This is a genomic window from Streptomyces sp. NPDC025638 (genome assembly GCF_055558775.1).
The window spans coordinates 55,325-76,955 of record NZ_JBVHLX010000027.1; the positions used below are offsets into that span (position 1 = coordinate 55,325).

At 70.1% G+C, this 21,631-nt stretch carries 21 protein-coding genes; 9 read left to right on the forward strand and 12 right to left on the reverse strand.

Annotated features, from left to right (window positions below; genetic code table 11):
* The first annotated feature begins 150 nt into the window (after positions 1 to 150).
* Entirely contained in the window at positions 151 to 1,050 is a 900-nt protein-coding gene (locus tag ACZ4EG_RS42295; protein ID WP_467794418.1) for a helix-turn-helix domain-containing protein, read from the forward strand.
* Between the two features lie 13 nt (positions 1,051 to 1,063).
* Here ACZ4EG_RS42295 and ACZ4EG_RS42300 read toward each other — a convergent pair whose 3' ends face one another.
* The 6 genes from ACZ4EG_RS42300 to ACZ4EG_RS42325 all read right to left on the reverse strand — a co-directional run bounded on the left by ACZ4EG_RS42300 (position 1,064) and on the right by ACZ4EG_RS42325 (position 9,536).
* Positions 1,064 to 1,576, reverse strand: a complete 513-nt coding sequence (locus ACZ4EG_RS42300) for a hypothetical protein (protein WP_467794419.1) — start codon at positions 1,574 to 1,576, stop codon at positions 1,064 to 1,066.
* A 103-nt stretch (positions 1,577 to 1,679) separates the two neighbouring features.
* Positions 1,680 to 4,988 (reverse strand): S8 family peptidase, encoded by a 3,309-nt coding sequence (locus ACZ4EG_RS42305; protein WP_467794420.1) that lies wholly within the window; start codon positions 4,986 to 4,988, stop codon positions 1,680 to 1,682.
* Between the two features lie 257 nt (positions 4,989 to 5,245).
* Positions 5,246 to 5,929, reverse strand: coding sequence for an ABC transporter ATP-binding protein (locus tag ACZ4EG_RS42310; RefSeq protein WP_453559034.1), 684 nt, complete (start codon positions 5,927 to 5,929; stop codon positions 5,246 to 5,248).
* Positions 5,930 to 6,078: 149 nt separating this feature from the next.
* Complete coding sequence (locus tag ACZ4EG_RS42315) at positions 6,079 to 7,545, reverse strand: ABC transporter permease (protein ID WP_467794421.1); 1,467 nt, start codon at positions 7,543 to 7,545, stop codon at positions 6,079 to 6,081.
* 183 nt (positions 7,546 to 7,728) lie between these two features.
* Positions 7,729 to 8,991: a L,D-transpeptidase gene (locus ACZ4EG_RS42320; protein ID WP_453559028.1), complete on the reverse strand. Its 1,263-nt coding sequence runs from the start codon at positions 8,989 to 8,991 to the stop codon at positions 7,729 to 7,731.
* Between the two features lie 203 nt (positions 8,992 to 9,194).
* Positions 9,195 to 9,536 (reverse strand): hypothetical protein, encoded by a 342-nt coding sequence (locus ACZ4EG_RS42325; RefSeq protein WP_467794422.1) that lies wholly within the window; start codon positions 9,534 to 9,536, stop codon positions 9,195 to 9,197.
* 110 nt (positions 9,537 to 9,646) lie between these two features.
* Here ACZ4EG_RS42325 and ACZ4EG_RS42330 point away from each other — a divergent pair, with 110 nt between their 5' ends.
* Positions 9,647 to 9,964 (forward strand): LAETG motif-containing sortase-dependent surface protein, encoded by a 318-nt coding sequence (locus tag ACZ4EG_RS42330; RefSeq protein ID WP_390713039.1) that lies wholly within the window; start codon positions 9,647 to 9,649, stop codon positions 9,962 to 9,964.
* A 41-nt stretch (positions 9,965 to 10,005) separates the two neighbouring features.
* The gene (locus tag ACZ4EG_RS42335) at positions 10,006 to 10,797 is read left to right on the forward strand and encodes a hypothetical protein (RefSeq protein WP_467794423.1); all 792 of its coding nucleotides are present in this window, start codon (positions 10,006 to 10,008) and stop codon (positions 10,795 to 10,797) included.
* A 78-nt stretch (positions 10,798 to 10,875) separates the two neighbouring features.
* Here ACZ4EG_RS42335 and hutH read toward each other — a convergent pair whose 3' ends face one another.
* The 3 genes from hutH to ACZ4EG_RS42350 form a co-directional block, all read right to left on the reverse strand.
* Complete coding sequence (gene hutH, locus ACZ4EG_RS42340) at positions 10,876 to 12,414, reverse strand: histidine ammonia-lyase (RefSeq protein ID WP_467794428.1); 1,539 nt, start codon at positions 12,412 to 12,414, stop codon at positions 10,876 to 10,878.
* Between the two features lie 101 nt (positions 12,415 to 12,515).
* Positions 12,516 to 13,658, reverse strand: a complete 1,143-nt coding sequence (locus tag ACZ4EG_RS42345; protein WP_467794424.1) for a GGDEF domain-containing protein — start codon at positions 13,656 to 13,658, stop codon at positions 12,516 to 12,518.
* Positions 13,659 to 13,818: 160 nt separating this feature from the next.
* Positions 13,819 to 14,613 (reverse strand): enoyl-CoA hydratase/isomerase family protein, encoded by a 795-nt coding sequence (locus ACZ4EG_RS42350; RefSeq protein WP_467794425.1) that lies wholly within the window; start codon positions 14,611 to 14,613, stop codon positions 13,819 to 13,821.
* 332 nt (positions 14,614 to 14,945) lie between these two features.
* On the opposite strand from ACZ4EG_RS42350, the gene ACZ4EG_RS42355 reads away from it, so the two are divergent.
* Positions 14,946 to 15,503, forward strand: coding sequence for a hypothetical protein (locus tag ACZ4EG_RS42355; protein WP_467794426.1), 558 nt, complete (start codon positions 14,946 to 14,948; stop codon positions 15,501 to 15,503).
* A gap of 31 nt (positions 15,504 to 15,534) precedes the next feature.
* Here ACZ4EG_RS42355 and ACZ4EG_RS42360 read toward each other — a convergent pair whose 3' ends face one another.
* Complete coding sequence (locus ACZ4EG_RS42360) at positions 15,535 to 16,695, reverse strand: adenylate/guanylate cyclase domain-containing protein (RefSeq protein ID WP_390713044.1); 1,161 nt, start codon at positions 16,693 to 16,695, stop codon at positions 15,535 to 15,537.
* A 163-nt stretch (positions 16,696 to 16,858) separates the two neighbouring features.
* A complete protein-coding gene (locus tag ACZ4EG_RS42365; protein WP_453559010.1) occupies positions 16,859 to 17,725 on the reverse strand; it encodes a biotin--[acetyl-CoA-carboxylase] ligase in 867 nt (288 codons plus the stop codon).
* Between the two features lie 110 nt (positions 17,726 to 17,835).
* Between ACZ4EG_RS42365 and ACZ4EG_RS42370 the strand changes: the two genes are divergently transcribed.
* The 4 genes from ACZ4EG_RS42370 to ACZ4EG_RS42385 all read left to right on the forward strand — a co-directional run bounded on the left by ACZ4EG_RS42370 (position 17,836) and on the right by ACZ4EG_RS42385 (position 20,574).
* A complete protein-coding gene (locus ACZ4EG_RS42370; protein WP_453559006.1) occupies positions 17,836 to 19,428 on the forward strand; it encodes an acyl-CoA carboxylase subunit beta in 1,593 nt (530 codons plus the stop codon).
* A gap of 27 nt (positions 19,429 to 19,455) precedes the next feature.
* The gene (locus ACZ4EG_RS42375; RefSeq protein ID WP_390713047.1) at positions 19,456 to 19,665 is read left to right on the forward strand and encodes an acyl-CoA carboxylase epsilon subunit; all 210 of its coding nucleotides are present in this window, start codon (positions 19,456 to 19,458) and stop codon (positions 19,663 to 19,665) included.
* A 136-nt stretch (positions 19,666 to 19,801) separates the two neighbouring features.
* Positions 19,802 to 19,930 (forward strand): morphogenic membrane protein MmpB, encoded by a 129-nt coding sequence (gene mmpB / locus ACZ4EG_RS42380; protein ID WP_453559002.1) that lies wholly within the window; start codon positions 19,802 to 19,804, stop codon positions 19,928 to 19,930.
* A gap of 26 nt (positions 19,931 to 19,956) precedes the next feature.
* Positions 19,957 to 20,574 carry a Maf family protein gene (locus ACZ4EG_RS42385; RefSeq protein ID WP_363293860.1) on the forward strand — a complete coding sequence of 206 codons (618 nt, stop codon included), beginning with the start codon at positions 19,957 to 19,959 and terminating at the stop codon, positions 20,572 to 20,574.
* Here the strand turns inward: ACZ4EG_RS42385 and ACZ4EG_RS42390 are convergent.
* Entirely contained in the window at positions 20,546 to 21,157 is a 612-nt protein-coding gene (locus ACZ4EG_RS42390) for a hypothetical protein (protein WP_467794427.1), read from the reverse strand. The genes ACZ4EG_RS42385 and ACZ4EG_RS42390 overlap by 29 nt on opposite strands.
* Positions 21,158 to 21,531: 374 nt before the next feature.
* Between ACZ4EG_RS42390 and ACZ4EG_RS42395 the strand changes: the two genes are divergently transcribed.
* The coding region (locus tag ACZ4EG_RS42395; RefSeq protein WP_157847070.1) for a biotin carboxylase N-terminal domain-containing protein at positions 21,532 to 21,631 on the forward strand (100 nt) is incomplete at its 3' end.

The window sequence follows — 21,631 nt, forward strand, 5'->3', positions numbered from 1 at the left end:
CCCGGCTGCCTTCCCGCCGGGCACAGCTCCAGCCTGCCTCACGTCCCGGCACTCACCCAGCCCACACCTTTGCGTACGTCCGCCGTGCCTACCACTGGCGGGGTCAGGCTCCTGTGCGTACGACCACGGAATGCGTCCGATACTGGCTGTATGGACCAACAGCCCGAGACTGCCGCCCCCGGCCACTCCCTGGACCGGCGCGCCGAGCTGAGCGAGTTCCTGCGCAGCAGGCGGGCCCGGCTGAAGCCGGAGGACGTGGGGCTGCCGGACTTCGGGCGCCACCGCAGGGTGCCCGGGCTGCGCCGCGAGGAGCTGGCGCAGCTGGCCGGGGTGTCCGTGGCGTACTACACGCGGCTGGAGCAGGGCAACGGGCGGAACGTGTCGGCGGAGGTGCTGGACTCGATCGCCAGGGCGCTGCGGCTGTCCGACGCCGAGCACGCCCATCTGACCCACCTCGCCAAGGGCAAGCAGCACAAGAAGAAGGCGTCGGCACGCGCCCAGCAGGTGCGGGTGCCGCTGCGGCAGCTGCTGGACGTGCTGGACGGAGTGCCGGCGTATGTCGTCGGGAGGCGCTCGGAGATCCTGGCCTGGAACCGGATGGCCGCCGCCCTCTTCGGGGACTGGGGGGAGCTGCCGGCGACGGAGCGGAACTGGGCGCGGCTGGTGTTCCTGAAGCCGGAGTACCGCGAGCTGTTCGTCGACTGGGAGCAGAAGGCCATCGACATCGTGTGCGCGCTGCGGATGGACGCCGGCTGCTATCCCGACGATCCCCGGCTTTCGGCGCTGGTCGGCGAGCTGTCCGTGAAGAGCCCGGACTTCCGGCGGCTGTGGGCGACGCATGACGTCAAGGAGAAGAACCATGGCGTCAAGCGGCTGCACCATCCGCTGGTCGGCGAGCTGTCGCTGAACTTCGAGTCGTTCCGTATGTCGGACGACAGTGACCAGTCCCTGGTCACCTATCACGCGGAGCCGGGCTCACCGTCGGCGGAGGCCCTGCGGCTGCTCGCCAGCTGGGGCACGGACGCGGCGAGGATCGTACCGTCGGCCTGACGGCGGCCCGGGCTCAGTCCTCCACCCCGAGGTCCTTGCGCATGGCCCTGCGCATCGCGGTCAGCAGCGGTTCCGCCTCCTTCAGGTCGAGCAGGGCCCGCTGCGGGGTCTCGCCCTCGTCGGCCAGGTTCCGGTCGAGTCGTTTCGCCGTCGCGTCGATTCCGGCGAGGACCCGGTTCACGGCACGTGAGGCGTCCAGGATGCGTTCGGGCACCACCATCTGCGCCTCGGCGTAGTGGTCCCGGTACTCGCGCCGGGTCTCCTCCAGCTGGTCACGGTCCTGGTCCGTGTAGACGCCGTCGCGGATGCGGTGCAGGGCGTCCTTGAGGAGTGTGTGGAACTGCCGGGAGGCACGGTTCATGGCGATGTAGGCCGTGCGCCGCTCCTCGAAGCGCAGCCTGCGTTCCGCGCGTTCGGCGTCCTCGGCGCGCCGCCGGGCGCCGAGCCGGTGGCTGAGGACGGGCGCGAGGAGGGTGCCGAGGACACCGACCACGGCGGTGATCATCGCGGTTATGGCTACGGTCACGGGGTGACCCTATGACACCCCGTCAGCACACCGACACGGACGGCCCGCCGGAAGCTGTACTTCCGGCGGGCCGTTCGCTCATGCCCTGCTCAGCCGCTACGGCTCACTTGCCGTAGTAGGCGTTGTAGATCGAGATCGTCGACTTGTTGCCCTTCTTGTCGGCGATCTTGGCGTGGAACGAGATGGCCTTGCCCTTGGCCGGGTTCTTGACGGTGATCTTGCCGTTGCGGACCTCGACCTTCTTCCAGGTCTGGCCGTAGTCGTACGACACGTACACCGACAGCGACTTCAGGTTGCTGCCCGCGGCCGCGCCCTCCACGGTGACCGGGAAGGTGACCTTCTTGTCGGCCTCGACGCGGCTGTCCAGGCCGGTCTTGGCGTTGAAGCGGAGGGTGGAGGCCGGGAGCTTGGCGACGCTGCCGCCGGTCGGCTTCTTCGAGTGGAAGGTCCAGCTCGCGTCGATCCGCGTGGAGGCGGCCGCGACCTTGACCGTGCGCTTGACCGAGGTGGTCAGCTTGTACTCGGCGTCACCGGACGGAACCTTGAAGGGATCCTCGCCGAACATCGGGTCCTTGGTGGAGCCCACCTTGGTGCCGTTGCGGTACAGGGTGGTGGTCACCGAGGTGAAGTCCGACGAACCGGCGTGCTTGTTGGCGTCGGCGAACAGCGGCAGCATGCCGTAGATGGTGTTGCCGTCCCGGAACAGACCGTAGTCCGCGTTGAGGTGCGGGCCGAAGACCGCCGTGTTGAAGGTCTTCTCGTAGGTCTTGCCGGCCGCGAAGGACTGCGGCGCGCCCAGTGTGTAGTACGCGTCGGTGATCGGGAAGCCGTCCGGGTCGACCCCGGAGGTCTGCTCGAAGTCCATGCCCCACTTCACACCGCCCAGAGTGGACAGGTGCAGCGTACGGGTGCTGGGGATGGCCTGCGGGACGCCGATGGAGGAGCCACCGGAGCTCTGCGGCAGCCAGCCGACCGCGTTGACCGAGCCCTTCTTGCCGCCGGCGGCGGCACCCAGGTTGGCCTTCACCGTGGCCAGGTCGCCGGCCTTGTAGTGCTTGGTGTAGCCGGTGGCGAGCTGCTTGACCTTGGCGCCGGCCACGGTGTCGTACTGCTCGTTGTCACCCTTGATCCAGTGCCCGTCCCACTGCTGGTACAGGGAACCGTCGGTGATCTGCGGGCCGAGACCCGCGGTGTGGAAGTTCTCGTACGTGTCGAGGAACCAGCCGTAGCCGTACGAGCCGTCGCCCACCGTGACATCGAACTCCGGGGAGGCGAACGCCGACTTGGCGGCCGCGTCGGGGACGGTGATGTCCACCGGCTTGGCCTTGCGCGCGTCGATGGTGATCGTCTGGCTCTTGCCGACGGTCAGCTTCGGCTGCGCGATCCAGTCGATGCCCTTGGTGCCGTCCACCGGGTCCACGAACAGCGCCGAGTTCAGGATGTACGTGCCCTTGGGCGCGCGCACCTTCACCGTGCCGGAGGGGTCGTACGGCGTGAGGTCCCGGCCGCCCGCCAGGCCCGCGACACCCGCCAGGTCGACGTCGTAGTACTTGGCCGGCTTGCCGTCACGCCCGATGAACTTCAGCGTGACGTCGTACGACTCCACCTCGCGCTGCACCGCGGCGGCCGTGCGGATGCTCTGGCCGCCGCCGGTCGCTGTCACGTACGCGGAGTAGGCGCCGTCGAGTGTGCCGCCCAGCTTGGTGTTGACGGTGAGGTCGACCGAGGCCTTGCCGCCCGCCGGGACGGTCACCTTGGTCTTGGCGAGCTTGAAGAAGCCCGCGGGAGCCGCCTGGCCCTTGGGGTTGGTGGCGGTGGCGGCCAGGTCGAGCGTGACGTCCTTGGTGCTGAGGTTGCGGTACGTCAGCTGCTTGGTGACCGGCTTGTCGTCGGTGTGCGGCCACTGCTGCACACCGAAGCCCACCGAGACCGGGTCGGCGATCACGGACTGCTTGATCGCCTTGTCGACCGCGATGCGGCCCGAACCCTGCTGGAACGGCGTGTACTTGCCGCCCTTGGCGGAGCCGGTCAGGGCGCCCTTCAGCTCGGCGTAGCCCCAGTCGGGGTGCTCCTGCTTCAGGATCGCGGCGGCGCCCGCGACGTGCGGGGTCGCCATCGAGGTGCCCGAGATGGTCAGGTAGCCGGGCGGGTTCTCGCCGACCTCCTGGTCGATGACGCTGCCCGGGGCCGCGGCGGCGGTGATGTCGACGCCGGGCGCGGTCACATCCGGCTTGATGGCGCCGTCGCCGGTGCGCGGGCCGGTCGAGGAGAAGTCGGCCAGCTTGTCGCTCTTGTCGACGGCACCGACGGTGAGCGCGGCGTCCGCGCTGCCCGGGGAACCGATCGACTCGGGGCCCTCGTTGCCCGCGGCGATCGCGAACAGGATGCCCTTCTCGGTGGAGAGCTTGTTGACCTCGGCCTCGAGCGGGTCGATCTCGGGCGTGTCGTAGCCGCCCAGGCTGAGGTTGATGACGGAGGCGCCCTGCTGGGCCGCCCATTCCATGCCGGCGAGGATGCCGGAGTCGTCACCGGAGCCGGTGTCGTCCAGGACCTTGCCGTTGAGGATCTTCGCGTCGGGCGCGACACCCTTGTACTTGCCGCCCGACTTGGCGCCGGTGCCCGCCGCGATGGACGCGACGTGCGTGCCGTGGCCGAAGTGGTCGGTGGCGTCCGCCGCGGCCGAGAAGTTCTTGGACTCGATCACCTGGTCCTTGAGGTCCGGGTGGGTCGCGTCGACACCCGTGTCCAGGACGGCGATCTTGACGCCCTTGCCGGTGTAGCCGGCCGCCCATGCCTTGGGGGCGCCGATCTGCGGCACGGACTTGTCGAGGCTGGCCTTGCGCACACCGTCGAGCCAGACGTGGGCGATGCCGGAGGCGGTCTTGTTGCCGTTGGTGACCGCGTCCCAGAGCTCGGGCGTCTCCTTGGCCGGCGTCTGCATCGCGTCCGCGTTCAGGGTCTTCAGGCTGCGGCGCAGCGTGCCCGCGTCACGGACGTCGGCCTTGGCGGCGGTGGCCGCGCCGCTGTAACCGACGATGACCTTCAGACCGTGCTTGAGGGACTTGCGGGTGGCGGCCTTGTTCAGTTCGGTGACATCGAACAGCCGCTGGTCCAGCTTGCCGGAGGCGACCAGGCCGGCCGCGTCGGCGGGGATGACGAGGGTGTGTCCGTCGACCTTGCGGAGCTGGAAGGGTATGTGCTCGCGCCCCTTGGCCTTCTCCAGGCCGACGACCCGGCCCTTGGTGTCGACGGCGACCCGGTCGCCGGTGATCAGGGTGATGCGGTGCTTTGACGTGAGCGAGGCAGCGGACGATGCGCGCTGCTCGGGCTTCGCCGACGCCGGGCTGGTCATGCCTGCGGCGAGGGCGACGGCTGCGGCAGTGGCGACGGTGGCCGCAGCCGCTCTTTTCACTTGTCTGCGCAAAACTCCCCCTGGAGATGGAGTACCGGGCCGGCGAATTCCCCGTTCACCCGGCCGGGGGCAGTTTCGTACGCATGCACGTCACCCCCCGGAGCACGCAGTATGCCGGGGGGTGATCTGACGGCTCAATAGATGAGAGGAGGGTGTGAAAGCGCTACCGGGAACTGTTACGCGCCGGGTGGAACACCGTTACGAAACCGCGAAGTTGAGCGCGTGCGATCGGTGTTATACGCCGTGTGCCCGGTCGCCTACGCGCCCGCGTTCTCCTTCACGGTGATCTTCCCCTTGCGGATGGTCGCCAGGCGCGGGGCCTTCTTCGCGATCGCGGAGTCGTGGGTGACCATGATGAAGGTCAGCCCGAGCTCCTTCCACATGCGTTCCAGAACCTCCATGATCTCGTCACGCATGCCCTCGTCGAGGTTGCCGGTCGGTTCGTCGGCGAGCAGCACCTTCGGCTTCTTGACCAGGGCGCGGGCGATGGCCACACGCTGCTGCTGTCCTCCGGACATCTCCGAGGGCAGATGGCCCAGCCGTTCGCCGAGTCCGACCGACTTCAGCGCCTCGGCCGCCTGTTCGCGGCGGTCCTTCGCCTTCACGCCGAGCGGTACGAGGGCGGTCTCGACGTTCTCCTGGGCGGTGAGCGTGGGGATGAGGTTGAAGGACTGGAAGACGAAGCCGATGTTCTCGCTGCGGACTCTTGTCAGGCGGGCCTCGGGGAGCTTGGCCAGGTCGGTGCCGTCGAGGATGACTTCGCCGGAAGTGGGGCGGTCGAGACCGCCGAGCATCTGAAGGAGGGTGGACTTGCCGCCGCCGGTGGGGCCCTGGATGACGAGTCTGTCTCCGTCGCCGATGGTGAGGTCTATGCCGTCCAGGGCGTGGATGGTGTCTTTGCCTCGGGTGTAGCGCTTGGTTACGTTTCTGAGGTCGTACATGGTGGCTCCTGGGAGGGTTCTGGGGTGGTGCGCGTCATCGTTCGGTGCGGCTGAGTGGGGGCTGGTCGCGCCCGCGCGGCGGAGCCGCATATCGATACGGCCCCGCGCCCCTTGGGTTGGCACGCTGAGCCCTGCCTTCAAATGGCTCCCTACTCCACGCGCCTCAGCGCGTCCGCCGGACGCAAGCGCGACGCCCGCCAGCCTCCGAACGCTCCCGCGATCAGGCCGCCCGCCACCGCCAGGCCCACTGCCAGGAGGATCGTCGTCACGCTGACCGGTGCCGTGAGCGCGACCTCCAGGGACTTCGCCGTCTGTCGGCCGGGGCCCGCGAAGCCGCCGCCACCGCCGGGGCCGCCGCCGAAGCCGCCGCCGCCCGTGCTGCCGCCGAGTTGGGCCTGCAGGCTGGGGCTGATCGCGGTGACGAGGTACGCGCCCGCCAGGCCGAGCGCGATGCCGAGGGCGCCGCCGACCAGACCGTTGACGACGGCCTCGCCGACCACCTGCCGGGTCACCCGGCCCGACTTCCAGCCCAGCGCCTTCAGCGTGCCGAACTCACGGACGCGCCGGGAGACGGCGGAGGAGGTGAGCAGACCGGCGACCAGGAAGGCCGCGACCAGCACCGCGATGGACAGCCACTTGCCGACGTTGGTGGCGAGGCTGGACGCGGTGGACAGGGAGCCGGAGACCGTCTTGGCGAGGTCGGCGGAGGTGGTGACCGTCGTACCGGAGACGTTCTTCTGGATGGCGCTCTTGACGGTGTCGATCTGCTGCGAGTCGGCGGCCTTGACGTAGATCGTGGTGATCTTGTTCTTCTCGCCGGCCAGCGTCTGTGCCTGCTGGAGCGGGATGTAGAGGTTGGCCGCCGAGTCACCGCTGTCGGCGGTGGCGATGCCGATCACCTTGTACTTCACGCTCTTGATGGTGACGGTGGAGCCGACCGTGTACTTCTTCGTCTTGGCGTAGGCCGAGTCGGCGACGACGACCTTGGCGTTCGTCTCGGTCGTCCTGAAGGTGCGGCCGCTGGTGATCTTCGACGAGGTGAGCGGGCCGAGTGCCGTCCTGGTGACGTCGGTGCCGTAGACCGAGTACTGGTTGATGTCGAAGTCGGCGCCGCCGCCCCGGACCTCGCCCTGCGGCTGGCCGGTGCCCTGGCCGGGGCCGCCCTGCCGGCTGCCGCCGGAGTCCGGGTTCTGCTGGAACTGACCGCGGGTGAACTCGCCGCTGACCTTCACGACGTTGAGGCTCAGGCCGCCGACGGCGGTGGAGACGCCCTTCTGGTCCGCGACCTCGGTGACGGTCGAGGAGGCGAGGGTGGTGAAGCCCTGCACCATGACCCGGTCACTGCTCTGCGACTTGGAGTCGCCGTTGTTCTGCGCGTCGAACTGGAAGCGCGGCCGCTGTGCGTTCCCGGTGGACGCCGACGCCGCCTTGGTGACGGTCATGTCGGTACCGAGGCCGTAGAGCGACTGGAGGACCTTGTCCTGTGCCTTCCCCATGCCGTTGGACACGGAGTTGACCACGATGACCAGCGCTATGCCCAGCGCGAGGCCGGAGGCGACGACGAGGGCCGCCTTTCTGCGGCGGCGCAGTTCGCGCCTCAGGTAGGTGAAGAACATGGCCGCAAGCTAGGGACGCACCCTGATGACTCGATAAGGCGGCAATAAAAGAACGATGAGAAGGCTGTGGCCGACCCCAGAAAGGGCCCAGAAAGGGGCAGGAGGGGCCCAGGAAGGGCCCGGAAACGCCGATGCCGCCCCCGGCTCCGGGGGCGGCATCGGTCAAGCTGTGGGAGGGCTGTGTCAGACGGCCGAACCGGCCTTCCACTGCGCCCAGTCCAGGTTCCAGCCGTTGAGGCCGTTGTCCGGGGCCACGGTCTTGTCGCCGGTGTTCTTGACGACGACCACGTCACCGAGGATCGAGTGGCTGTACATCCACGCGGCGGGCGTGTTCGGGTCGTTCGCGCCCTTGGTGTCGGACAGGCCCACACAGCCGTGGCTGGTGTTGACGCTGCCGAAGATGGACTTCGCGCCCCAGTAGTTGCCGTGCAGGAAGGTGCCGGAGCTGGTCAGGCGGATGGCGTGCGGCACGTCCTTGATGTCGTACTCGCCCTTGCCGTCGTCGTCGGTGAAGCCCACGGTCGCGCCGTTCATGCGCGTCTCCTTGAACTTCTCCTGCATGACCATGATGCCCTGGTACGTCTTGTTCTCGGGCGAACCGGCCGAGATCGGGATGGTCTTGACGGTCTTGCCGTCCTGCGTGACCTTCATCTGCTTGGTCTGCGCGTCGACGTAGGAGACCTGGTTGCGGCCGATGTGGAAGGTGACCGTCTTCTGCTGAACGCCGTAGACGCCGTTCGCGCCCTGGACGCCGTCGAGCGCGAGCTTCAGCGTGACGGTGGAGTTCTCCTGCCAGTACGCCTCGGGGCGGAAGTCGATGCGGTTGGCGTTGAACCAGTGGCCGACGACCTCCTGGCCGCTGCTGGAGGTGACCGTGATGCCCTTCTGGACCGCGGCCTTGTTGGTGATCGCCTTGTCGAAGTTGATCGACACGGGCATGCCCACGCCGACGGTGGAGCCGTCCTCCGGCGTGAAGTTGCCTATGAAGCTGTTGGCCGGGGAGACCGTGGTGAAGGAGGCGTTCTCGTGGGCGACGAGGCCCGCGGCGTCCTTGGCCTCGGCGGCGACCTTGTAGCTCGTGGAACGCTCCAGCTGGGTGGTCGGCTTCCAGCTCTTCTTGTCGGCGGACAGCGCGCCGGGGACGGCCTTGCCGTCGGTGGTGGTCATGCTGACGCTGGTGAGCGTGCCCTTGCTGACCGTGACGGCGGCGGAGTTGTTGATGGAGGCGTCGTTCGAGCCGTCCTTGGGCGTGATCGTGATCTGGGCCTCGGAGGACTTCTTGGCTGCCGCCTCGTCCGCCTTCGCCTGCGAGGTGTCGCCGCCGGAGCCGGAGGCCTTGTCGTCGCCGCCGGAACATGCCGTGAGCACCAGAACACCGCCGAGCAGTGCGGACGCAGCCATCAGGCCCCTGCGCCGCTTACTGTCCGTCATCACACGCTTCTCCATCGTTGCCGAGTCCGCGAAACACCGAGCCCCCGCTCAAGAATCTTCAACGCTACGGCCGACTCGCCCCGTTCCACATACACGGGATGTGTGGTCCACACCACGTCCGCCGGGGCGGGGGTGGTGCGGAGTCGGTCCGTGCGCCCCCTGAGACGACGAAACCCCGGACGGCGGTTGCCGTCCGGGGTGCGAATTCCCAGGAACGCTCAGCCGATGCCCTCTTCCTCGTCTTCCTCGACATCATCGTCGTCGAGGTCCCAGTCCGGTGAGTCGGGGTCGTACTCGATCCGCTCGCTGGACCAGGAGGCCTGCTGGAGCTCGACCCCGGGCACCTCGTTGACCAGGTCGAACGGATCCACCAGATACGCGATGGCCTCGGCGGTGTCTTCCTTCACAGCCCCTTCGGCGTGCGTCCGCTCCTCGTCCGGCATCTCGGTGTCACCGGCAAGGCGCTGCAGTGCCCGCTTCGTCACGGCGTCCGCGTCCTCGATTTCGAGGAGCAGATCCACCCGAAGGCGTACAAAACGTGATGTCTCTGGAGTGCTCATGCCCGGAGCGTACGGCCGAAACCTCCCGTGACTTTCCCGTGACCCGCAACTTTCACTAACATCGCCCCACACGGCCAATTCGCCAGCGTCACAAGGGGGATCGATATTCCGTGTCATCGGCTCGCCGCTCATTGCTGACCGCCACCGCCGCGGGGACCCTGCTGGGCGCCCTGTGGTTCGTCCCGTCCGCCAATGCGTCGCAGGACGCCCCGGAGAGAGCGGCGACTTCGGCGACGCAGGTCACTCAGCAGGCCAGGGCGATGTCGGAGGCGACCGCGGAGACCGCGGCGGACGCTGCGGACGGCACGCAACTGGCCGACACGGGAAGCCCGGACACGACGCCCTATGTCGTCGGCGGAACGCTCTTCCTCGCCGTGGGCGCGGGTTTTGTGGTGTATTCGGTACGCCGCGAGCGCATGGGTTTTTAAATTACTTGACGGTTCTTTGACTTAAGACTCATAGTCCGATCATGAAGAGATCATCGGGCGTGCGGCTGTGCGCCACCGCCGCAGTGAGCGTGCTGTCGCTCGCCCTCATCACGGGCTGCTCCGACGGGAGTCCCAAGGACTCCGGAGGGTCCGGGAGTGCCAAGGGTTCGGAACCGGCCGCGAAGGCGCTGAGCGCCGCGGAGTTGAAGAAGCTGATCCTCGCTCAGGGCGAGGTGGACGGGTACAAGGTCACTCCCGCGAAGACGGACACCGTCAGGAACACGGCCAAGTCCGACAACGCCACGTGCGAGCCGCTGCTCGACTCCCTGAGCGGCCGCGGGCCGGGCGACGCGGTGACGCAGACCGGCCGTACGGTCATGGAGGACAAGAAGGACCCCACGGACGACGCGACGTCCATGGACGACATGGCCGACGGCAAGTTCGAGGACGCGATCAACAAGTCCCTGGACCGCGACGTCACCATCCTCGGCCTGGCCTCGTACGACGGGGACGGCGCCGAGAAGGCGCTGAAGTCGGTCTCCGACGCGGTCAAGGGCTGCTCGGGCGGCTTCACCGCGACCGTGGGCAGCGACAAGCAGAAGTACACCAAGATCGCCGCGGAGAAGTCCTCGGGCACGGGCGACGAGTCGGTGGCGTTCGCCGCGACCGCCGACATGGAGGACGGGGACGCCGCTCCGGTCCACGTCGAGGTCGTGCGCCACAAGAACAACCTCGTGACGTACTACACGATGAACATCGGCGCGATGATGTCCAAGAAGGCCTACACGGTGCCGCCCGCGGTCACCAAGGCCCAGGCGGCCAAGCTCAAGTGACGTAGCGGACGCGAGAGGGGCCCGTCCGAGGACAGGGCCCCTCTTTCCTGTTCCGCCGTTACTGGAGCGGTCCGGTGACTACTGGAGTGGTCCGGTGACCTTCTCCGCGGCGGCGACGAGCCCGCCGCCCCGCACGAACGCGTCGGCGGCCGCGAGGTCGGGCGCCAGGAACCGGTCCGGGCCGGGGCCCTCGACACCGGCCGCGCGTACGGCCTCGATGACCGACTGCGACGCCGGGGCCGGGGCGAGCCCCTCGCGCAGCTCGATGGCGCGGGTGGCGGCGTACAGCTCGACGGCGATGATCCGGGTCAGGTTGTCGACGGCGGTGCGCAGCTTGCGCGCGGCCGACCAGCCCATGGAGACATGGTCCTCCTGCATGGCGGAGGACGGGATCGAGTCCGCGGAGGCGGGTACGGCGAGCCGCTTCATCTCGCTGACCAGGGCGGCCTGGGTGTACTGGGCGATCATGAGCCCGGAGTCGACACCCGCGTCGTCCGCGAGGAACGGCGGCAGGCCGTGGCTGCGGTTCTTGTCGAGCAGCCGGTCGGTACGGCGCTCGGCGATGGAGCCGAGGTCGGCGGCGGCGATGGCGAGGAAGTCCAGGACGTAGGCCACCGGGGCGCCGTGGAAGTTGCCGTTGGACTCGACGCGGCCGTCGGGCAGCACGACCGGGTTGTCGACGGCGGAGGCCAGCTCGCGCTCGGCGACCAGCCGGGCATGCGCGAGGGTGTCCCGGCCGGCGCCCGCGACCTGCGGGGCGCAGCGCACGGAGTACGCGTCCTGGACGCGGGGCGCGTCGTCCTGGTGGTGGCCGGTGAGCTGCGAACCCTTGAGCACGGCCAGCATGTTGGCGGCGGAGGCGCCCTGGCCCGGGTGCGGGCGGATGGCGTGCAGCTCGGGGGCGAGCACCTTGTCCGTGCCGAGCAGCGCCTCCAGGCTGAGGGCGGCGGTGATGTCGGCGGACTTGTAGAGCATCTCGAGGTCGTCGAGGGCCATGAACAGCATGCCGAGCATGCCGTCGGTGCCGTTGAGAAGGGCGAGGCCCTCCTTCTCGCGCAGCTCGACCGGGGCGATGCCGTGCTCGGCGAGGAGTTCACCGGCGAGGCGGACGGTCCCGTCGGGTCCCTCGGCGTCACCCTCGCCCATGAGGGTGAGGGCGCAGTGGGAGAGGGGGGCCAGGTCGCCGGAGCAGCCGAGGGAGCCGTACTCGTGCACGACCGGGGTGATGCCGGCGTTGAGCACATCGGCCATGGTCTGGGCGACCTCGGGCCGCACGCCCGTGTGTCCCGAGCAGACGGTCTTGAGGCGCAGGAACATCAGAGCCCGTACGACCTCCCGCTCGACGCGCGGCCCCAGGCCGGCGGCGTGCGAGCGGACGATGTTGCGCTGCAGCTGGGCGCGCAGCTCCTGGCTGATGTGCCGGGTCGCCAGGGCACCGAAGCCGGTGCTGACGCCGTAGACCGGTTCGGGCTTGGCCGCCAGCGCGTCCACGATCTCGCGGGCCGCCGCGAGGGCCGCCACCGCCTCCCCGGAGAGCTCGACCCGGGCGCCGCCGCGCGCCACGGCGAGAACGTCGGACGCCGTGAGACCGGACGTCCCCACCACCACAGTGTGCATATCCATATTCAGGAGCGTACGCATTGAATGCGTCGATGTCACTAGTGGGGGACGGGGCTGCCCCTTACCCGGTGCGCGTCACGGCCGTCACCCGGTTCACGTCACGGCCGGCGCCCACGGAAGGCGCGCCGCTCGGCCCGCTCCGGGGGCGGGGTGTCCGCGAGCCGTACGACCGGGTCGTCCGGGCCCTCGCGGCCGGCCACGACCGGCTTGTCGGCACGGACCGCCTTGGCGCGGTACTGGGCCGCGTCCGCGAGCCGGAAGAGACGGCGCGCGGAGCGGACCGGCCCGATGGGCTCGTCCGTGGAGGCGACCCCGCACGCCACCCCCTCGCCCAGCTCCAACTCCGCGGCGCGACGGCACAGTTCGTCGGCCGCCTTGACCACGTCGTCCGCGGGCGGACCGATCGCGAGGAGACAGAACTCGTCGCCGCCCAGGCGCGCCGCGAGGGTCCCCGGCAACATCGCGCCGCACAGCGACAGCACCGAGCCGAAGCGCTCCAGGAGACGGTCCCCGACCGCGTGCCCCCGCGTGTCGTTGACCCGCTTGAGCCCGTTGAGATCGCAGACGACGAGGCTCACCACGACCCCCTCCCTGCGGTGCAGTTCGATGGCCTCGTCGAGGCGTACATCGACGGCGCGCCGGTTGGCCAGACCGGTGAGCGAGTCCGTGTACGCCAGCCGCCGGGCCTCCTCCAGCCGCTCGGTCTGCGCGATCCCGGCCGCGACCACGGACGCCAGCACGGTGGCGAAGTCGGCGTCGCCCCGGTCGAAGACGGGGGCGCCCACCTGGCGCGCCACATACAGCTCGCCCCAGGCCCGGCCGTGCAGCACGACCGGGGCGACCACACAGCACCCCCGGCCTCGGCGGCGCAGGGCGGCGACGCGCTGATGGAAGTAGCCGGGGCGACCGGCGGCGGGACCCTCGGCGGTCTCCACCCACGCGTTCGGCCCGCCGCCGCCCGCCCACCGCTCGTGCAGGAACTCGGTGATCTCGGGGAACTGGTGCACCGGGTAGGACTCGGTCTCCGGGAAGTCCTCCTCGTCCGGGGCCCGCTCCCCCACGTTCACAAGGACCTTCAGCCGGCCGAGGTCCCGCTCCCACACCGACAGCGCGGCAAAGCTCCCGTCGAGCGCGCGGCACGCGCCGAGCGCCGCGGCGCGCCATGACTCGCGCGGGGTGTGCGCCGCCGCCATCCCCTGAGCCAGCGCCACGATTGCCGCGAGCCGCTTGTCCTCACCCATCACTCCAGGTTAGGGATGTTCTGGACGAACAGGGACATCGGCGAGGCGATCAGGGTGAGGCGATCAGGATCAGGGTGAGGGTGAAGGTGAGGGTGAGGGTGAGGGTGAGGGTGAGGTGATCAGGTGGAGAACCCGACCTCGCCCATCCGGCCCGGCGGGCTCACTCCCCCGGCCACTGCGGCTTCCGCTTCTCGTTGAACGCCGCCACGCCTTCCGCCCGGTCGCCGGAGAACGCCACGGCGCGCCAGGCCGCGTCCTCGACCTCCAGGCCGGTGCGCAGATCCAGCCCGTGCCCGAGACGCAGCGCCCGCTTCGCCGCGCGCAGGCCGACCGGGGAGTTGCCGGCGATCCGCTCGGCCAGGGCCAGCGCCTCGTCCCGGTCGCGGCCCTCCTCCACCAACTGGTCCACCAGCCCGAGCTCGTGCGCCTCGGCCGCCTCCACGCGCCGCGCCGAGAAGATCAGCTCGGCCGCCCGCGCGGCCCCGACCCGCCGCGGCAGCAGCTGCGTACCGCCGCCGCCCGGAATCACCCCGACGGACACCTCGGGCAGCCCCACCACGGCCGTAGGGTCGGCCACGATCAGGTCGCAGGACAGCGCGAGCTCGAAGCCGCCGCCCAGCGCGAAGCCGTGCACCGCGGCGATCGTCGGCATCGGCAGCTCCAGCACCCCGGTGTACGCGCCCCGCGTCAGCGGCCGCTGCCGCACCATGTCCGCATCGGTGAAGGAGTTCCGCTCCTTGAGGTCGGCCCCGACGCAGAACGCCCGCTCGTGCGTCGACGTCAGGACGACCACCCGCGCGTCCTTGTCGGCGGCGAGCGCCGCGCACGCGCTCCCGATGGACCGGGCCATCCCGGTGGAGACGGCGTTCATCGCCTTGGGCCGGTCGAGTACGAGCTCCGCGACCTGCCCGTGCCACCGCACCAGCACGAACTCCCCGAACCGCTCCTCGCTCATGACACCCTCCGGTCGACGTGTTAACGCGGGTTAACTTCCTGTGCCCCGATCATCGCAGCCGGGCCCGGCCGAAAAAAGATCCGGCCCGGTTGTCCCCGTTCGAGTGACATCCCGCCCGACTACCACCACACCGCCCACAGAAGCGCATAACGTGCGCTCCGCCACGGCGCATCGGGGGGCGCGCAGCGGGAGGGATCGCGATGGCGGACATAGAGACAACGAGTACGGGAACGACAACGCGTACGGGAGCGACGACGGGCACTGCACCACAGTGCACCGAAGCGGTGGGTGCCCGTGCGGAAACGTTCAGGACCGCGGACACGGCCCTCGCCGTGCCCGCCGCCCGACGCGGCCGCCACCGCAGGCCCCGCCCGCGCAAGGCCCTGCTCGTCGCCGGGGGACTTGCCCTGGCCGCCGGTGTCCTCAGCCTCGTACGGATGTCACCGGACTCCGGGGTCGGCGGACCGGGCGCAGCCGAGGCGGAACCGCGGCTGGATCAGGGCGGCGCCACCGACCGGTCGCCGTCGAACACGGCCGCGTCCGTGGGGAACGCACCGACGGCCCCGCCCTCGGCGACCTCCGTCATGGGCGGGGTGAGCGCCACGCCCACCTCGCCGACCGCCTCGTCCCTCCCGACGGACATCCCCTCGACGATCCCGACCGCCGGCCCGCGGACGACGCAGGGCCCGACGGCCCCGCGCACCACTCCGGCACCGGCCACGACGCCCCCGGCCGCCCCACGTCCCGACCCCACACCGGCACCGACACCGAGCCACTCCCAGACCGCCCCGGCCCCGCAGCCCAGTCATGACGGAGGCCTGTGCGTGCCGATAATCGGACTGTGCGTGGACCCGCTGCGGGCCCCGCACGACGACCGGGAGGACGACTAGGCCACGACTGGGGCCACGACCAGGGCCACGACTAGGCCTCGCCGTCGCGCCGGGTGAGCAGCCACGGCTCGACCACGCCGAGGCCGCGGACCGGGCGCTGCCACATCGGCTGCAGGGCGAAGCGGTACGTCGGCGGCTCCTCGCCCTCCTTCTCCGCGGCTGCCGCGGCCTCGGCCGCGTCCGCCTCCGAGGCGGGCGCCTCGCCGGTGCGGATGATCTCCTCGGCGAAGGCGCTGTCGACGAGGACCGCGTCGCGCGGCGCTATCGACGTCAGCCGGGAGGCGAGGTTCACCGTCGTACCGAAGACATCGCCCATGCGGGTCGTCACCGTGCCGAACGCCATGCCGACGCGCAGTTCGGGCATCGTCTCGTCGTTGGCCATGGTCTCCACCAGGCGCAGGGCGATGTCCGCGGCCGTACCGGCGTCGTCGGCGGCGTAGAGGACCTCGTCGCCCAGCGTCTTGATGAGCCGGCCGCCGCGCGCGGCCACCAGGTCGGCGGCGGTGGTCTCGAAGGCCTCGACGAGCTCGCCGAGTTCCTCCTCCTCCATACGGCGGGTCAGTCGCGTGAAGCCGACCAGGTCGGCGAAGCCGACGGCGAGCCGCCGGTCGACCATCTCCTCGTCGTCGGCCCCCTGCACGACCCGGCCGGCGGAGGCGGCGAGCTGGCGGCGCCAGACGTAGACCAGGAACTCCTCGAGCTCGGGCAGCAGCAGCTCGACGATCGGGTACGTCACCTCGGTGCGCGTCATGCCCGGCTCGGGCGGCTCGGTCAGCCCCTCCAGGAAGGAGTCGATCTGCCACTCGGCCAGTCGCGCGGTGGTCTGCCCGGTGGACCGGGCCACCTGCACCGCCATCGCCTCGCTGAGCAGCCCCGCCTCGACGAGACCGGCGAGCCTGCGCAGGGCGAGCACGTCGGCCTCGGTGAGGGCCTTGGCCTGCCCGATGTCGGCGAAGCCCATGGCCCGCCAGAAGCGGGAGGCCAGCTCCATGGAGACACCGGCGCTGCGGGCCGCCTGGAACGGCGTGTAACGGCGCTCCGCGCCCAGGATGAGCGTTTCGAGGCGCAGGGCGAGCGGGTCTTCGCCGGCGTCGGCGGCGTAGGGTTCCTCCCCCTCGAGCGGAGTCGAGTGCGGGGGAAGGTCCACCCGGCCGTCCGCGCCCGCGCCGGAGCCCGAATCGTCGACGGTCACGCCTGCTGCCCTTCCGATCTGCCGCGGTCACGTATCGACCGGCCTCAACTCTACGGCAGGTGTGCGCCAGCTCACTCCGTAAGGTGGGGCCGACGGTGAGGTGTCCGGCGCCGGTCCCGTCACCCGGCGTCGGCGCCGGACCGCCCCGGGGGCTACGCCGTGCTCACGCAGGCCGCAGGTGCACGATGTCTCCCGCGCCGACCGGCTCCTGGACGCCGTTCTCCGTGGCCAGGACCAGCCGTCCGTCGCCGTCGATCGCCACGGCCTCGCCGACGACCGACCGGTCGCCCGGGAGCTCCGCCCGCACGACCCTTCCCAGCGTCGCGCAGCCCGCCGCGTACGTCTCCTGGAGGCCACTGGCGACCGGGTCGCCCCCCGCCTCGCGCCAGCGGCCGTACCAGTCCTCCAGGGACCGCAGCACGGCCCGCAGCAGCGGATCCCGGTCCGTGCTCACGGCCCCGGCCAGGGCCAGCGAACCGGCCTGCGGCACCGGAAGCTCCTCGGCGCGCAGCGAGACGTTGATGCCGACGCCGACGACCACTCCGGCATCCCCGGCCCGCTCCGCCAGGATCCCGCCGGTCTTGCGCTCCTCGTCACCCACGGTCACCAGGATGTCGTTGGGCCATTTGAGTGAGGTGTCCACCCCCGCAGCCCGCGCAAGCCCCGTCGCCACGGCCACGCCGGTGAGCAGCGGCAGCCAGCCCCAGCGGGCCACCGGCACCTCGGCGGGGTCGAGCAGCACCGAGAAGAACAGGCCGGAGCGGGGCGGTGCCGTCCACTGGCGGTCCAGGCGGCCCCGGCCCGCCGTCTGTTCCTCGGCGATGAGCACCGCGCCCTCGGTGGCCTTCCCGGCCTCCGCGCGTGCCACCAGCTCGCTGTTGGTGGAGCCGATGCGCCGCACCACCTCCACGCCGGTCCACAGGCCCCCCTCCCGCACCAGACCCCGCCGCAGCGCGGCCGTGTTGAGGGGCGGGCGGTCCAGGTCGGACCACCGGTTGTCGTTCGCGTCTGAAGCATCTCGCGGCGTCATGCAAGCCACCCTAGGTGTGGTAAACGCCGCACTGCCGATTGATGGGCACCCCACTACGCTACGGATGAGTAACCGTCCCCCCTTTTGAGCAGGCAGGGAGCCGCATCCCGATGTCCGAGCCGGAAGAGATCGACATTCACACGACCGCGGGCAAGCTGGCGGACCTCCAGCGCCGTATCCAGGAAGCGACGCACGCCGGCTCGGAACGCGCCGTCGAGAAGCAGCACGCCAAGGGCAAGTTGACGGCCCGTGAGCGGATCGACCTGCTGCTCGACGAAGGGTCATTCGTCGAACTCGACGAGTTCGCGCGCCACCGGTCCACCAACTTCGGCCTGGAGAAGAACCGCCCGTACGGCGACGGTGTCGTCACCGGGTACGGGACCGTCGACGGCCGTCCCGTCGCCGTCTTCTCGCAGGACTTCACCGTCTTCGGCGGCGCGCTCGGCGAGGTGTACGGCCAGAAGATCGTCAAGGTCATGGACTTCGCGCTGAAGACCGGCTGCCCGGTCATCGGCATCAACGACTCCGGCGGTGCCCGGATCCAGGAGGGTGTGGCCTCCCTCGGCGCCTACGGCGAGATCTTCCGCCGCAACACCCACGCGTCGGGCGTCATCCCGCAGATCAGCCTGATCGTGGGCCCCTGCGCGGGCGGCGCGGTCTACTCCCCCGCCATCACCGACTTCACGGTCATGGTCGACCAGACCTCGCACATGTTCATCACCGGCCCGGACGTCATCAAGACGGTCACCGGCGAGGACGTCGGCTTCGAGGAGCTGGGCGGCGCCCGCACCCACAACTCCGTCTCGGGCGTGGCGCATCACATGGCGGGCGACGAGAAGGACGCCATCGAGTACGTCAAGCAGCTGCTGTCGTACCTGCCGTCCAACAACCTCAGCGAGCCCCCGGTGTTCCCGGAGGAGGCGGACCTCGCCCTCACCGACGAGGACCGCGAGCTGGACACCATCGTCCCGGACAGCGCGAACCAGCCGTACGACATGCACACGGTGATCGAGCACATCCTGGACGACGCCGAGTTCTTCGAGACGCAGCCGCTGTTCGCGCCGAACATCCTCACCGGCTACGGCCGGGTGGAGGGGCACCCCGTCGGCGTCGTCGCCAACCAGCCGATGCAGTTCGCCGGCTGCCTGGACATCCAGGCGAGCGAGAAGGCGGCCCGCTTCGTACGGACCTGCGACGCCTTCAACATCCCGGTCCTCACCTTCGTGGACGTGCCCGGCTTCCTGCCCGGCGTCGACCAGGAGCACGACGGCATCATCCGGCGCGGCGCCAAGCTGATCTACGCATACGCGGAGGCGACCGTCCCGCTGATCACGGTCATCACCCGCAAGGCCTTCGGCGGTGCCTACGACGTCATGGGCTCCAAGCACCTGGGTGCCGACATCAACCTCGCCTGGCCGACCGCGCAGATCGCCGTCATGGGCGCGCAGGGCGCGGTCAACATCCTGCACCGGCGGACCATCGCCGAGGCGGAGACCGCCGGAAACGGCGAGGCGACCCGGGCCCAGCTGATCCGGGAGTACGAGGACACCCTCCTCAACCCCTACATCGCGGCCGAGCGCGGCTACATCGACTCGGTGATCATGCCGGCGGACACCCGCCGCCACGTCGTACGCGGCCTGCGTCAGCTGCGCACCAAGCGGGAATCCCTGCCTCCGAAGAAGCACGGCAACATCCCCCTCTAGGCCTTCGTCGATCAATTGGGAGACATCGTGACGATCAAGGTCGTACGGGGCAATCCGACCCCCGAGGAGCTGGCCGCCGCACTGGCGGTGGTCCGCGCCCGCGCCGCGGCGGCAGCAGCAACGCCGCCCGGCGCGCCGGGCCCGAGGGACTCCTGGGCCGACCCGTCCCGCATCGCAGGCCACCGCGTCCCACAGCCGGGCCCGGCGTCCTGGACCCGCACCTACTGGCCGAGCTAGGAGGCAACCACCCCAGGGGCGCGGGGCTGCGTCGATATGCGGCTCCGCCGCGTGGGCGCAGGTGGGTGCAACAAGGGGGCCGATCTGAGTACCCGTACTCAAGCCGACCCACCCCGCCAAGCCCCACGCTGGTGGCATGCTGTGGTCAGACCCGGAGAACGAGCCGCCCGAAGAACTGCGCGACATGCAGGACATGCTGCGGCGGCTCGGTCTTCTCCTCGCCCTGGCCATGCTGCTCGGGATGATCGTGCTCGGCCTGAGCTAGCGCGGCGACCCCGCTAACCTGACCGCATGACTGCCAATCCGCGCAGGCGAGTCGTGCTCGCCTCCAAGTCGCCCGCCCGGCTCGGACTGCTCAGGCAGGCCGGGCTCGAACCCGAGGTGATCGTCAGCGGGGTCGACGAGGACGCGATCACCGCGCCCACGCCCGCCGAGCTGGCGCTCGCCCTCGCCGAGGCGAAGGCCTCCGTGGTGGCGGCGAAGCCGGAGGTGCAGGGCGCCCTGGTGATCGGCTGCGACTCGGTGCTGGAGCTGGACGGCCAGGCGCTGGGCAAGCCCGCGGACGCCGAGGAGGCCATCGCCCGCTGGAAGGCGATGCGGGGGCGGGCCGGGACCCTCCAGACGGGACACTGCATCTGGGACACGGCGAACAAGCGGTACGTGTCCGGGACCGCGTCCACCGTCGTGCACTTCGGCGAGCCGACGGACGCGGAGATCGCCGCCTACGTCGCCTCCGGAGAGCCGCTCTACGTCGCCGGGGCGTTCACCCTGGACGGCCGCTCGGCGCCCTTCATCAGGGGCATCGACGGCGACCACGGCAATGTGATCGGCATCAGCCTGCCCCTCGTCCGGCAGCTGCTGGCCGAACTGGGCATCGGCATCACGGAGTTGTGGGCACCGGCGGAGTGACCGGAGCGGCAGGGGCGCCGGGGGCGGCGAGGGCCGGGACGTCGTCCTGAGGCTCCTCCGCCTCGCCCTTCGGCCCCTCGGGCTCGCCCTTCGGCTCCTGCGGGTCCTCCGGCCCCTGCGGGGTCTCCTCCTTGGCCTCCGGCGTGTCGCCGCCCTCAGGAGCGCCGCCGGGCGCCGTCTCGGCCGCGCCGTCCTGACGGTCGTACGTCATCAGGAGCAGCACGATCAGCCCCAGGACGACCATCATGAACACGAACGCGGTCCAGCCCACCAGCCCCCAGGTGAACGCGCCGAGCAGCCCGTGCACCACGGCGATGCTGATGAGCAGGACGCGGCCGAAGCCGGCCGGGGCGCGGTTGCGTATCGCCACGAGCAGGGCGACCAGGGCGCACAGCGCGAAGTAGAGGCCGAAGACCACACCGCCGATCTTCGAGGACATCGACATCATGTCCGGGTCGAGGCCGGCCAGCGACATTTCCTGCCGGTCGACGACCACCCCCAGGAACCAGTTCAGTGCCGCGATGCCGAGTCCTTCGACGAAGAGGACGAACGCCACGACCCACGCCACCGGTCTGCGCACCACCGGTCCCACCCACTTTCGACCGCAGCCCGAGTCCGGCTGCTGTTACCTGAAGTACGTTCGAGACATCGCGAACGCTACTAACGGGTAAACCCGGGGACAAGGGTTCTGTCACGGGCAAAGAATCATTGGGCCATTCGTAGGGACTCGACAAAGAAACCGAGTGGGCCGCAGCACGCTCTCACAGAGACCTTGACCACACGGCAGGGCTAGGGTTTTCCGGAAGGGTCCTGCGTACCGAGGTGCGACAAGGGCTTTCGCGGGTCGAGCGAGCCTCGAATCACGCTCCGTGTGGGCAAGCTCACCATTGGGGACGGGTCGAAGTGCCGTGTCGGCAGTCCCTAAACTCGGCTTGTTTCAAGGAGGGAGCCTCAATCGTGCGCAAGGTGCTCATCGCCAACCGTGGCGAAATCGCTGTCCGCGTGGCCCGGGCCTGCCGGGACGCCGGGATCGCGAGCGTGGCCGTCTACGCCGACC

Excerpts from the sequence above, each read along its gene's own strand:
- ACZ4EG_RS42310 (WP_453559034.1), bottom strand. The coding sequence starts at position 5,929 with ATGTACGACCTCAGAAACGTAACCAAGCGCTACACCCGAGGCAAAGAC.
- ACZ4EG_RS42295 (WP_467794418.1), top strand. The coding sequence starts at position 151 with ATGGACCAACAGCCCGAGACTGCCGCCCCCGGCCACTCCCTGGACCGG.
- ACZ4EG_RS42365 (WP_453559010.1), bottom strand. The coding sequence starts at position 17,725 with ATGACGCCGCGAGATGCTTCAGACGCGAACGACAACCGGTGGTCCGAC.
- ACZ4EG_RS42325 (WP_467794422.1), bottom strand. The coding sequence starts at position 9,536 with ATGAGCACTCCAGAGACATCACGTTTTGTACGCCTTCGGGTGGATCTG.
- ACZ4EG_RS42370 (WP_453559006.1), top strand. The coding sequence starts at position 17,836 with ATGTCCGAGCCGGAAGAGATCGACATTCACACGACCGCGGGCAAGCTG.
- ACZ4EG_RS42345 (WP_467794424.1), bottom strand. The coding sequence starts at position 13,658 with ATGGGTGAGGACAAGCGGCTCGCGGCAATCGTGGCGCTGGCTCAGGGG.
- hutH (WP_467794428.1), bottom strand. The coding sequence starts at position 12,414 with ATGCACACTGTGGTGGTGGGGACGTCCGGTCTCACGGCGTCCGACGTT.
- ACZ4EG_RS42315 (WP_467794421.1), bottom strand. The coding sequence starts at position 7,545 with ATGTTCTTCACCTACCTGAGGCGCGAACTGCGCCGCCGCAGAAAGGCG.
- ACZ4EG_RS42320 (WP_453559028.1), bottom strand. The coding sequence starts at position 8,991 with ATGGAGAAGCGTGTGATGACGGACAGTAAGCGGCGCAGGGGCCTGATG.
- ACZ4EG_RS42335 (WP_467794423.1), top strand. The coding sequence starts at position 10,006 with ATGAAGAGATCATCGGGCGTGCGGCTGTGCGCCACCGCCGCAGTGAGC.
- ACZ4EG_RS42385 (WP_363293860.1), top strand. The coding sequence starts at position 19,957 with ATGACTGCCAATCCGCGCAGGCGAGTCGTGCTCGCCTCCAAGTCGCCC.
- ACZ4EG_RS42350 (WP_467794425.1), bottom strand. The coding sequence starts at position 14,613 with ATGAGCGAGGAGCGGTTCGGGGAGTTCGTGCTGGTGCGGTGGCACGGG.
- mmpB (WP_453559002.1), top strand. The coding sequence starts at position 19,802 with ATGCTGTGGTCAGACCCGGAGAACGAGCCGCCCGAAGAACTGCGCGAC.